The following is a 12,239-nucleotide window of genomic DNA, read 5'->3' on the forward strand; positions in this document are numbered from 1 at the left end:
GTTGTACCAGATTTCTATATATTCAAACACAATTAACGCTGCCTGCTCTTTATTGATGAATTTATGCTGATACACGCACTCTGTTTTCAGCGATTTAAAAAAACTCTCAGCAACTGCATTATCCCAACAATTGCCTTTGCGGCTCATACTCCTACTGACCAATGGATTGGCGTCTAAAAGGCCCTTAAAATCGCTACTGGCATATTGAACACCTCTGTCTGAATGAAATATTAACGCTTCTGTTACAGGTCTGTTCTTTTCTGCCATTTTCCAGGCAGGTATAATAGTGTCAATAGTTTTCATAGTCGTGCTTAACGCCCAGCCAATGACTTGTCTGTCTCCCAGATCCAGCACTATCGTCAGGTAGAGCCAGCCCTGCTTTGTTTTAATGTAAGTAATGTCTGACACCCATGCTATACTTATATTTACTGGATTAAATTGCCTGTTAAGTTTATTTTCAACAACCGGGTATGTATGTTTGGAATCAGTAGTAACCTTGAATTTTTTCTTCACGATGCTCCTAATCTTAGCTTTCTTCATCAGTCTTGCAGCTCTGGGCCTGGATATTTTTATTCCCTGACGATTCAGTTCCTTCGTAATCCTGGGGCTACCATATCTTTTGTCGCTATCCTGATAAGCTTTCAGGATTTGTTCCGTAAGGTTTTGATTTTCAACACACCTAACAGACAAAGGACTCTTTAACCAGGAATAAAAACCACTTCGGCTTACTTCAAAGACCTGACACATCTTCCCAATGGGAAATAACGGGTGATGTTCTTTTATGAACCCGAATATTTGCCATCGTTCCTGGAGAAGATGCTTACAGCCTTTTTTAGTATATCACGTTCCAGCTGAGTTTCCCGAAGTTCTCTCTTCAATCGGGCCAGCTCTTGCTCTGCTGCGCTTAAAACAACATTACCATTCCCTGGAAAACTGCTCTCCTGTTTCACTGAAAATTCTCGCCTCCAGCGATACAATAACGATGGTGGAATATCCAATTCTTTTGCAAGAACTGCCAGGTCGCTACGTTTGTTACTTAGTTCAACGCTCATCAGCTTGAACTTCTTGTCATATGACTTTCTTTCTCGTGACATAATGTTAAGGTATTGTTTTTTCTCTTAACTTCCTGTCCTCTCAAATGTAGCAACTTCAATTTACGAGATATAGCTATAGCGCTTGTTAGTATTTGTGAATTGTTAATTGATCCTAAAAAATAGGAAGAAATTAAATGCAGTACTGCACTATACTGGAATTTAGTCTGTCGGCGATTCGATTAAAAACATATGCAATTATTGCTGTTAATAGGGCAGCCCCCAAAAGAAGATTGCGAAATTATTTAACGACATAGATAATGCTTGGGGTTAGGAATAAGGTTAGCTAATATAGTTTCATCCTGAATGTGGGTATTTATTAACTAATGTAGATTCTGCGATTTATTTTTATTCGACCACCATACCCAAACGAGAAAGCCGCAAACACTTTATTGTAAAGTGTTTGCGGCTTTCTATCTGTAGCGAGATCGATAGATATGTCTAACCGGTTTACACAGGCTGTAATTAAATTTAACAATATATAATCGATCAGCAATTCAGCAACTATCTTAAACTGCTAATAAGTATTCTTCAAATTGTGTCATATCAGCAAATTGGAGTTCCCTTAACTCACTGTTAAGTTCTCTCCTATTATTCTGATTATATTGGGTGCGGGATACTGCGTTTAATATATCTACTATTTGTTTGTTCTCGTTTTCCAATTTAATATCTTTCTTTACATGAAGTTTCCAGTTGGTTTTGAGCCGATAAAACTCATCTGCAAAAGATCTAGACATAAAATCTACATCCGTAAAATCCAATATAATGGTTGATTGGGTAAAGCTACCTTGAAGAAAGTTAAATAGCTTTATCGCTTCATCCCTTGAATTCAATGTGGAGCCATCAATTTTCCTTATATCAATTCTAACGTAATCCATATTTATAATTTAATTAAAAATAATAAAAAGACCAAAAAAATAAAATTAATTTGATAATCAATTACTTAGCTCCAATAATCGGCGGCATTGAAACCTGAAATATTGGCAAATGGAATTCGCAATGTAACAATTGTCCCTAGCCAGGATAAATTATTAGGAATTACTCCAATACCAGAGTTCGTCAATGTTTCGATCAGTATAGCGGAACCTGAAAGCAACGAATATTTTCCTCTTAAGCCGTTGATTAGCATATTACGAGAAGTACTGATGCCGAACCCCCTATTTTCTGCATCTGGAAGATTTTTGGTACTGACACCAATAGAGGCTTTCTTTATTGCATCCCGATCTGTTGTTATACTGGTATTATTATTTATTTGATAAGAACCAAGAATACTAATCCCGCAATCCGCAATACAAACATCTAGATACCCGTTAGCTGAATAATATTGAGCCATTATATAGCCTCTGGCCTCCCTTGAATGATCCACGATATTGTTAACAGCTTCATCTATCAAATACATGACAGCTGTTTTAAGTTGTCCTGTTAGTTGAACCTGTGAGGTGAGAATATTATTTACAGCACTTAGAAAACTATCTCGGATTTCGGTATTGTTATTGAATCGGTCTGCAGGAAAATCGAGAATAGGGATGTAAGTCTTACTTCCATATTCATTCATCAATTGCAGATAATTGTCATTTGCAAGGTTTTCTGGTTGTAATCCAGAATAAAAATGAGTAAAATGCAGATAGCTTGATAGTCCGGTGTGCGTGGGTGGTGTAATTATGATCTCCCTGTTCTTGCGCTCTTGTTTTATCAATAAGAAAAAAGGAAGCAAAAAAAGAGGCGTTAAGAAGGTACAACAAGACATATCAAACGTAATCGCTTCTTGGGTGTCCAATCGTTTCACTTTTTCCAGAATAGAAAAAAAGTGTCGAAGACCATCACCAAAGTTGTCTGTAATTCTTCCAGGTAGCTTAATTTCTGCCATTTGATTAAAAAATTTTCGAATCAAAAGTTACAACTATTTAGATAGTTAAATACCAGATCTAATGGAGATAAATTAGAAAGGTGAAAGCTGGAGAAAGTCTAAACAATAAAAAATCGAAAGGCTTTCAAGCGCCTGCCTGAAAGCCTTTCGATCGTAGCGAGATCGGGAGTTGAACCCGAGACCTTTGGGTTATGAATCCAACGCTCTAACCACCTGAGCTACCTCGCCATTTCCCGTAACGGGAGTGCAAAGATAAAGGCTTCTAAATGAAAATTCAAAATGTTTTTCTATAATTTTTTTTCTTCATCTCCTCCGGAAGTCCATTTCCGTACTACTTCTGCGTCCACGGACTTAATGTGCAGGTCCCGCTGTGGATAAGGCAGATCAATACCGGCTTTATTGAGGGCATCATAAATGAAAGTGAGTACATCACTTTGCAGGGTGCCCGCATTGCCAAGGTCTGAGATCCAGAAATATACGCGGAAGTCAACGGAGTTATCACCAAACTGGTAAAGCTGTACGATCGGCGCCGGTACTGTAAGTACGCCTTCGCGGTTCACAAAAGCACTCAGGATGATGTCATTTACCTGCTGTATATTACTGCCGTAAGCCACGCCCAGTGTAAAGTCTACACGACGGGTACGGTCTCCCATGGTACGGTTGATGAGTTGTTGCGAAATAAGATCCCCATTGGGAACCACTACCACTGAGCCATCATAGGCGGATATCTTGCTGGAGCGTATACCTATCTCTTTCACTACACCACTGCGGGTTCCCAGCTCTATTACATCACCTACTTCTATGGGTTTTTCAAAGGCCAGAATGATGCCGGATACGAGGTTATTCACAATATTCTGAAGACCAAAGCCAATACCAACACCCAATGCGCCGATCACGATCGTGATCTTGTCCATTGGGATGCCGGATGCGGCAAAGGCCAGCAGGATGCCACCTGCGAGTACAGCCAGGCGCAGCAACAGCAGCGCAGATCCGAATTTGGTTTTCTTGGCGGGCTCGGTACTCTGACCAGTATTGCCAAACAGGTAAGCGATCGTCTGCGATGCAACGAACGCTATCCATATCATTAATATGAAAATGATAACGCTGCTGAAGGTGAAATCGGAAGTTCCCAGGTGATGTTTCTCCGACAGAACCTTGCCGAAGCCTTCATAGAGGAAGTCGTAGATATACATGTTGCGGGCGATGATGACCACCCAACCCGCTGTGCCCAGCACGGTCAGGAATGTTTTGAGCTTGCGCTGTACATCCTGGTAGTCCATGAAGGAAATGAATGTGCTGGAGTTCTTTTTGGCTTCCACCTGGAGGTATACCGCTTCAAGCATAATCTTGACAAAGACAAAAAGATTCATTGCCATAGCCGTGCTCACCACAGCAATGGAACCGAGTATCTTGGCGCCACCCATACTTGCCTGTAGCACCATCAGCAGCGAAAGTGCACTGGTAATGATGAATAGTTTTATCACCAGCCGGGTCCACTTAGGCTTCGCAAAAGTCGTGAGGGCTGTTTCTTTCAGCAGTTTTCTTCCAAGTATGAGACACAGGACAGCAGCGATCAGTAAGCCCCATTGTTCTGCGTAGGTAACTTCTATCAGCAGGTTGCTGACGCTGTAAACAAGCAGCAGTCCCATTAACATCAGCCAACTCCTGAACAGTGTTTTAGGTAGATGGGTATAGAAAACATAGGTCAGCGCGAGCATCGATAATGCCCAGGTGATCTCAGTATAAAGGATAGGATAACGGATGGATAATACAGATGATAAAGTGGTGATGAATATGACAGTGCATGCAATCGGAAACCGGTATACATAGCGGGCATGCTGTAGTATGGTTTCTCCTTCCTGTTCCGGATGATTGCGCCTGATCCGCCTGATATTGGTTCTTATCCACCAGGTAAATAATCCTGCCAGCAGTATCCATAGAATAAAAATAGGCCATTGTATGGCGAAGAAAACCGTTAGTACCTGTGCACTTTTATGTAGCGAATTTCTCAGGACCGGAAAAAACTCCAAAGGGTTAATGCTGTCCCGATGTGGTTTCCAGATGTACCGGTAGTCTTTTGAAAACATGTGCGGCGAAAACTGTTCCAGCCGGTAGTTCATGTCTTCCAGCAGGTTGGATACTTCGATATACCGGTTGGCTACCTGATTTTGCAGCAACCCTATCTTCACGAGGTTGGCCTTGTTGGCGCTATCCACGGCTCTGAATTTATGTACCAGTCGTGTAAGCTGACCTACATAAAAGCCATACAACTCACTTTCAGCAGGTATGGAACGCATGGCAGTATCCCGCCTGACACTGTGAATCGTATCATCAATCTTGACCAGTTTATCATAGTAGGAGAAAAGATCAGTCTGCCAGTAATCCAGCTGGCGTTGCAGCTGGTCCAGCATCACTTTATTGGTGTAGATATCATTGATGTTAGGTGTGCGGCTCAGTCCTGCGATATTATACTTCACAAGCTGGAGAGAGGTATCTACCAGCGGCATGCCGGCAACGATAATGCTGGTGTCGAAGCCGCGTTTAAGCGACGTCATTACATCATTCAGCATGAGTGTATAATTCTCAATGCGACTGATGAGTGCTGCTACTGCAGTATCGGACTTAATAATGTGTGTGGAGTCTTTGGCCAGCTGTGTGAGTCTCTTACTGATAGCGGCACTGTCTATAGCAACCATGTGGATGGTGTCAGCCGTTTTGGGTGTCTGTACTTTCGTGCTGTGCCGCTGTGCCTGCGTACTGATACACAGTAACAGCAGGATAGGCAGTAACAAACGTTTGTATCTCATTATAACCTGAATGGACATATGTATTTAAATATTGGCCAGGAAGAAAGATCTTACTTCAGCAACATTTTCTGTGCCTGAATGTTTCATAAGCATAAACTTTTATCTTCTTCACCCAACATATCTGATGGTTGAATATACGATATTCAAATCTTACTTATGAAAAGAGAGGAAATTGTTGCTGCATTGAGAAAAGATCTGGACCCCTGGGATATAGTAGTGATCGGCGGCGGCGCCACCGGACTGGGAGCCGCACTGGAAGCGGTTACCAGGGGGTATCGTACGTTGTTGCTGGAACAGGTCGATTTTGCAAAATCCACTTCCAGCAAAAGTACCAAGCTGGTACACGGGGGGGTACGCTATCTTGCGCAGGGCAATGTAGGGCTGGTAAGAGAGGCCAGCGTGGAGCGTGGCCGGCTGGCACATAATGCACCGCATCTGGTGCGTAATCTGTCTTTCGTGATCCCTACTTTCAGTCTCTGGGAAAATATAAAGTATACCGTCGGCCTCAAGATGTACGACTGGCTGGCTGGTAGCCTCAGCCTTGGCAGATCGGAGCATATCTCCCGCGAGGCCACCCTGCAGGAGCTGTCCACATTGAAACAGGATAAGCTCGCGGGCGGCGTACTGTACCATGATGGTCAGTTTGATGACAGCCGTCTGGCCATTAACCTTGCACAGACTATTGTTGACAAAGGAGGTACCGTCCTTAATTATATGCGTGTTACCCGGCTGGTGAAAGATGAAACCGGAAGTATCAGTGGTCTAACGGTAAAGGATACACTATTGGGGGGAGAGGAGCTGCACATCAATACCCGTGCGGTGATCAATGCTACCGGTGTTTTTGCAGATGATATTCTGGAGATGGATAATCCGCAGGCGCCTAAGTCGATCGCAGCCAGCCAGGGCATACACCTGGTGCTGGATAGTAGGTTCCTCCCCGGGCACAATGCGCTGATGATTCCATCCACCAGCGACGGGAGGGTATTGTTCGTGGTGCCCTGGCATAATAAAGTGGTGGTGGGCACAACGGATACCCCCATCAATCATATCAGCCTGGAACCACATGCATTGGAGGCAGAAATTGATTTTATCCTACGTACGGCGGGGGAATACCTGGTGCATGCCCCGCAGCGTAGCGATGTGCGCAGTGTTTGGGCTGGCCTCCGTCCGTTGGCGGCCGCCAAAGCAGAAGGCCATAAAACAAAGGAAATATCCCGTAGTCATAAAATAATCGTTTCCCGCTCCGGGCTGGTTACTATCATTGGTGGAAAATGGACTACCTACCGCCGCATGGCGGAAGATGTCATTTTGCAGCTGGAGAGGGCATTGCGATGGAAGGAAACAGTATCGGTTACACACCACCTGCGCATTCACGGAGCAGTAGATCGCGTCAATTGGGAAGACCCCTGGTATTTTTACGGTACTGATGCTATGCATATTCATCAGCTGGTAGCTACGGAACCGGAATTGCAGGAAGTGCTCAGTAAAGAGTATCATGTGCTGAAAGCCCAGGTTGTATGGGCGGTGAGAATGGAGATGGCCCGAAATATTGAGGATTTTCTGGCCCGCAGGGTGCGCCTCCTCTTCCTGGATGCGAGGGAGGCGCTTCGTATAGCCCCTGCCGTGGCTGCGATCATGGCGGCAGAACTGCAAAAGGATGAACAGTGGATAGCCGCACAGATAAGCAGTTTTACAGCAGAGGCCGAAATCTATTTATTAAAGAACTAAAGGCAGTTTACATCCATTTTACTTTTTCTGATAAAGGTTTCAGGCGTTTGCCTGCCTGCACCGGTTCATCAGTATAGCCCAGGTAGAAGAATCCCAGTACCTGATCTTCTTCACCCAATCCTAAATATTCTTTCATGGCCGGCTGGAAGGTCATTCCACCGGAGCCCCAGTAGGCGGCAATATTGCGGGCAGTAGCTGCCAGCCACATGTTTTCAACGGCGCAGGAAACAGCTGCGATCTCTTCTATTACAGGGATTTTCGGGTTGTCGCCCCGTTTCATGCAGATGGCAATTACATGGGATGCCAGGTTTCCCTGATCTTTCAGTTTATCGTAGTTGCCGGTTATGAATTTATCGGCCGGTGTAACGCGTTTGTACAGGTCGGCATGGTCAGTGCAGAATTGTTGCACTTTATCCCCGCTGTATACAACAAAGTACCAGGGTTCAGTGTAGCCGTGCGTGGGGGCCCAATCGGCAGCCTGTAGCAGCTGCTGTACTGTTTCATCAGCGATCTTCTGTCCGTTCATGCTGGTGGGCTTTACGGTGCGTCGCGCTGCTATTATTTTTTCCACTTCAGTGGTTGTTGTTGTCATCTCCATAACTATTATTGGTTATTTATGTTGTTATCCTCCGAGGGCAGTCTTCATGGCTGGAGGCAGTTTTACCACCTTACGGTTCTTATAATCGAAACATACCATGCCTGTTTTGGCCTCCGCAATGGTGATTGTCTGTCCGTCACGTTCTGCCGTGATCCGGTAGAATAGTTCAAAACCCAGGGCGTTGAATTCTCCGGCTGCTACTTCTATTTTAAAAATATCGCCATGAAAGCCTTCTCCTTTGTAGGTCATGGCTACATCGATCATAATCAGGCTGGTGCTTTCATGATCCACTTCTTTGAAACCGATACTGGACAGATATTGTATGCGTGCTTCATGTAATAAAGATACCAATGCATCATTACCAACATGGCCGCCATAGTTAACATCCTGGATACGAACGGGAATACTGATGCTGAAAGGAAAAACTGCCGGTAAATCTATCTTAACTCTTGCCATTATGTTTTTTTAGATGGATGCTATTCGTTTATTTTCTTTTGCAGGAATCCGATGAATTTCTCGAATGCCCTGGCCCGATGGCTGTATTGATTCTTTTCGTTCAGCTCCATCTCAGCAAATGAGCGCTCTGCGCCATCCGGGAAGAATATGGGGTCGTAACCGAAGCCGTTGTCTCCATGTATTTCGGTACTGATGTGGCCCTTGCTGGTTCCTTCAAACTGGTATTCCTTTCCATCCAGGATAAGCGACACTACAGTACGGAATTGTGCGCCGCGATTGGTAGCCCCCTCCATTTCATGCAGCACTTTCGCAATGTTGTCGGCAGCTTCCTTCTGTTCTCCTGCATACCGGGCGGATAATACGCCTGGTGCGCCGTTGAGCGCTTCTATTTCGAGGCCGGTATCTTCCGCAAAACAGTTCTGGCCTGTCATCTGGTGGATAGTGGATGACTTTTCCGTTGCGTTGGCTTCCAGTGTGTTATGTGGTTCCGGTATGTCAATATCTATACCTGCTTCCTGTAGTGTGATGATTTCGAACTGATCTCCCAGCAGTGACCTGAACTCCTTCACCTTATTCTTATTGTTCGTAGCAAATATCAGTTTCATATAGTCGTTTAAGTGATGCGTTTATTGTATCAGATGCCTAATAATTGTTTCAGCCCTGCCCAGAGCTTTGCTTTCAGCAGTTTATCCGTACCTATCTGTTGTAAATCATCAGAGAGGAGGAGCGTGGTACTGTTTACGGTTACCAGCTGATAAGCAGGCACATCTGTAATGCCGAGTGCGGCGGGGGCCTCGCCGAAGATCACTGCCCGCTCAATTTTCATTGCTGACTGCCAATCGGGAAAGCCCAATTGAGGATAGGACGAGGTATTAATAAGGCATACATCCTGCATGCCTAGTTTACAGGCATTTAATATATTGGTGAGGAGGTTGAATAATTCCTCATTTAAATACGCTTCATTTTCATTTTGTATGAATAGCGCAATGTTTTTTTGATTTTCTCCTAAATATTTGACTTTAGGTACGGCTTTTTGCGGGGTTGCAACAGGGACGCTTTTTCCGGGAATGATCGGCTGGGTAAAGATTTTAGCCAGAAAGTACGGGTCAAATTCCAATTGCTGAAGCGACATGTTTATTTCGATTTATTTTAATATGAAAATCCCGCGTGGGGAAAAATCAGTTTATTTGCACAGTCGTTCTCCCTTGAGGACAGCGACGCACAGCGATGAAAGTGTAAAAATATTGAGATAAAATTGATTAACCATGATGGTAGCAGCAAAATCAACAGTTAAGGAAGAAGCTTTAGAGAAGATTAAGGTTACAAAAACCACGCGTAGCAGATTGAGCGAGGTGGATTTCAACAATCTTGTGTTTGGTAAGATGTATGCCGACCATATGCTGGTGGCAGACTTTGATGGGAAAGAGTGGAAGAATGCGCAGATACTCCCTTTTCAGAACTTCTCCGTAAGTCCGTCCAATGCCGCCTGGCATTATGGGCAGGCAATTTTTGAAGGTATCAAGGCATACAAAGATCCGCAGGGTAATCCCATGATCTTCCGCCCATATGATAACTACAGGCGCTTCAACACTTCCGCCCAGAGGATGGGAATGCCGGATGTACCGGAGTGGCTGTTTATCGGTGGCCTTGATATGTTGATTGATATGGACCGCGATTGGGTGCCTACCGGCCCTGGCTGTTCTCTTTATCTGCGTCCTTTTATGATTGCAGCCGATGAGTTTATTGGGGTAAGGCCCTCTGATACATACCGGTTTGCGGTTATCAATTCGCCTTCAGGTCCATATTTTAATAAGCCTATCCGGCTGTTGGTTCAGGATAAATATGTACGTGCTTTCCCTGGTGGCGTTGGCTATGCTAAAGCAGCAGGTAACTACGGTGGTACGATGTATCCTACCATGCAGGCCAGGAAGCAGGGCTACGACCAGATTCTGTGGGTTGATGGCTATGAGCACAAATACCTGCAGGAGTGCGGCACTATGAACGTGTTTGCAATCATTGGCAATACAGCGTTAACCCCAGACCTGACGCAGGGGACTATTCTGGAAGGGGTAACGAGGGCCAGCGTGATAGACCTGCTTCATGATATGGGTCTTACTGTAGAAGAAAGACCGGTTTCTATCGATGAGATTGTGGCAGCCTATAAAGATGGTACGCTCCGTGAGGTATTTGGTACGGGTACAGCGGCCAGCGTTGCTTATGTGGAAGCACTGGACTATAAAGACAACCAGCTTCGTCTTGACACTACTAAGTATGAAATAGGCGCAGAGGTGATCCGCCGTCTGGATGCCATTCGCACTGGTCGTGCTGATGATGAAAGGGGCTGGAACTATTTAGTTGGTGAAAAATAAGAGAATTATATATTAAGATAATCTTACTGACAGCGCCTGATAACAGGCGCTGTTTTTTTATGGTAGTTTCTTAGGAAAATTATACCTTTGCAGTCCCGGTTTTTGGTGCACCCCGTTATACAGGTGAAAACTATCGTTTTTCTGCTGCGACAGAGAACATTCCGGTAAAAAATATTTGAAACAATTTTTTTATTCACACATATAGTTTTACCTTTGCCCTCCCAAAATCCCATATGGGAAATTTGGATGTCATTGTAAACCGACATAAAAACTAGGTAAAGAATGCCTACTATACAACAATTAGTAAGAAAAGGAAGAGAAATTATCCGGGCTAAGTCTAAGTCCAGGGCGTTAGATAGCTGCCCTCAGCGTCGTGGTGTTTGTACACGTGTGTACACTACTACACCTAAAAAACCTAACTCCGCTTTGCGTAAAGTAGCAAAGGTGCGTTTGACCAATAAAGTTGAGGTGATCGCTTACATCCCTGGTGAAGGTCATAACCTGCAGGAGCACTCCATCGTACTGATCCGTGGTGGAAGGGTAAAAGACTTACCAGGTGTTCGTTACCACATCGTTCGCGGTTCTTTGGATACTGCCGGTGTGAAAGACAGAAAGCAGAGCCGTTCCAAATATGGTACTAAGAAGGAAAAGGCTAAAAAATAACAATTATAATAAGTCGTAATTTTCAATAAATGAGAAAGCAAGCTGCAAAAAAATTGCCTCTGGCTCCGGACCCAAGGTTTAATGACAAACTGGTTACCCGTTTTGTTAATAACGTAATGGAACAAGGAAAAAAGAGCATTGCCTATAAAATTTTCTACGATGCTATTGATAAGGTAAGCCAGGTAACCGGTGAAAACGGTTACGAGGTTTGGAGAAAAGCATTAAACAATGTTACTCCTGCTGTAGAGGTTAGAAGCCGTCGTATCGGTGGTGCTACCTTCCAGATTCCTGCTGAAGTACGTCCTGATAGGAAAATTTCTCTGAGCATTAAGTGGTTGGTTCGCTACGCGGGTGAAAGAAACGGCAAGAGCATGGCTGAGAAACTGGCGAATGAAATCGTTGCGGCAAGCAAAGGTGAAGGTGCAGCTTTCAAAAAGAAAGAAGACACTCACCGTATGGCTGAAGCCAACAAAGCTTTCTCTCACTTCAGAGTATAGTTCTAGCCGTAAGGCAACTCAATATATTTGGCGAACAGTTCCTGATCGGAACTGTTCGCCTTTTTATGCTTTGCCAGCTGACCTAACCAGCGTGATTCCCAGCATTTAAAGAAGGCGGATACCATTACGGCACCCGCCTTACGGACAGTTATAGTTGCTTCAT

General features: G+C 44.3%; 13 protein-coding genes and 1 tRNA gene. 4 read left to right on the forward strand and 10 right to left on the reverse strand.

Features of this window, described 5'->3' with window-relative positions:
* The 6 genes from VM802_RS25010 to VM802_RS25035 all read right to left on the reverse strand — a co-directional run.
* Positions 1-795: IS3 family transposase (locus VM802_RS25010; RefSeq protein ID WP_325535966.1), on the reverse strand; the 795-nt coding region annotated here is incomplete at its 3' end.
* Positions 780-1,094 carry a transposase gene (locus VM802_RS25015; RefSeq protein ID WP_325535807.1) on the reverse strand — a complete coding sequence of 105 codons (315 nt, stop codon included), beginning with the start codon at positions 1,092-1,094 and terminating at the stop codon, positions 780-782. The genes VM802_RS25010 and VM802_RS25015, both read right to left, overlap by 16 nt.
* 506 nt (positions 1,095-1,600) lie before the next feature.
* Positions 1,601-1,969, reverse strand: coding sequence for a hypothetical protein (locus VM802_RS25020; protein WP_325535809.1), 369 nt, complete (start codon positions 1,967-1,969; stop codon positions 1,601-1,603).
* A gap of 65 nt (positions 1,970-2,034) precedes the next feature.
* A complete protein-coding gene (locus VM802_RS25025) occupies positions 2,035-2,958 on the reverse strand; it encodes a hypothetical protein (RefSeq protein WP_325535811.1) in 924 nt (307 codons plus the stop codon).
* Between the two features lie 154 nt (positions 2,959-3,112).
* Positions 3,113-3,186, reverse strand: a tRNA-Met gene (locus tag VM802_RS25030).
* A gap of 59 nt (positions 3,187-3,245) precedes the next feature.
* Positions 3,246-5,765: a mechanosensitive ion channel family protein gene (locus VM802_RS25035; protein WP_325535813.1), complete on the reverse strand. Its 2,520-nt coding sequence runs from the start codon at positions 5,763-5,765 to the stop codon at positions 3,246-3,248.
* 156 nt (positions 5,766-5,921) lie between these two features.
* Here VM802_RS25035 and VM802_RS25040 point away from each other — a divergent pair, with 156 nt between their 5' ends.
* Positions 5,922-7,493: a glycerol-3-phosphate dehydrogenase/oxidase gene (locus VM802_RS25040; protein ID WP_325535816.1), complete on the forward strand. Its 1,572-nt coding sequence runs from the start codon at positions 5,922-5,924 to the stop codon at positions 7,491-7,493.
* Between the two features lie 7 nt (positions 7,494-7,500).
* On the opposite strand, the gene VM802_RS25045 is transcribed toward VM802_RS25040, so the two are convergent.
* Genes VM802_RS25045 through VM802_RS25060 form a run of 4 tightly spaced genes read right to left on the reverse strand, consistent with a single transcriptional unit; the run spans position 7,501 to position 9,442 of the window.
* The gene (locus VM802_RS25045) at positions 7,501-8,085 is read right to left on the reverse strand and encodes a nitroreductase family protein (RefSeq protein WP_325535818.1); all 585 of its coding nucleotides are present in this window, start codon (positions 8,083-8,085) and stop codon (positions 7,501-7,503) included.
* Positions 8,086-8,115: 30 nt separating this feature from the next.
* Entirely contained in the window at positions 8,116-8,547 is a 432-nt protein-coding gene (locus VM802_RS25050) for an acyl-CoA thioesterase (protein WP_325535820.1), read from the reverse strand.
* A gap of 20 nt (positions 8,548-8,567) precedes the next feature.
* A complete protein-coding gene (rdgB, locus tag VM802_RS25055) occupies positions 8,568-9,152 on the reverse strand; it encodes an RdgB/HAM1 family non-canonical purine NTP pyrophosphatase (RefSeq protein WP_325535822.1) in 585 nt (194 codons plus the stop codon).
* Between the two features lie 29 nt (positions 9,153-9,181).
* Entirely contained in the window at positions 9,182-9,442 is a 261-nt protein-coding gene (locus VM802_RS25060) for a hypothetical protein (RefSeq protein ID WP_325535824.1), read from the reverse strand.
* Positions 9,443-9,812: 370 nt separating this feature from the next.
* Between VM802_RS25060 and VM802_RS25065 the strand changes: the two genes are divergently transcribed.
* The 3 genes from VM802_RS25065 to rpsG all read left to right on the forward strand — a co-directional run bounded on the left by VM802_RS25065 (position 9,813) and on the right by rpsG (position 12,076).
* Positions 9,813-10,916, forward strand: coding sequence for a branched-chain amino acid aminotransferase (locus VM802_RS25065; protein WP_325535826.1), 1,104 nt, complete (start codon positions 9,813-9,815; stop codon positions 10,914-10,916).
* A 282-nt stretch (positions 10,917-11,198) separates the two neighbouring features.
* The gene (gene rpsL / locus VM802_RS25070; protein WP_012789278.1) at positions 11,199-11,579 is read left to right on the forward strand and encodes a 30S ribosomal protein S12; all 381 of its coding nucleotides are present in this window, start codon (positions 11,199-11,201) and stop codon (positions 11,577-11,579) included.
* Between the two features lie 29 nt (positions 11,580-11,608).
* On the forward strand, positions 11,609-12,076 hold the full coding sequence (rpsG, locus tag VM802_RS25075; protein ID WP_325535844.1) for a 30S ribosomal protein S7: 468 nt from the start codon (positions 11,609-11,611) through the stop codon (positions 12,074-12,076).
* The last annotated feature ends 163 nt before the right edge of the window (positions 12,077-12,239 follow it).

This window comes from Chitinophaga sp. (assembly GCF_035538455.1).
In the GTDB taxonomy this organism is placed as follows: Bacteria; Bacteroidota; Bacteroidia; order Chitinophagales; family Chitinophagaceae; genus Chitinophaga.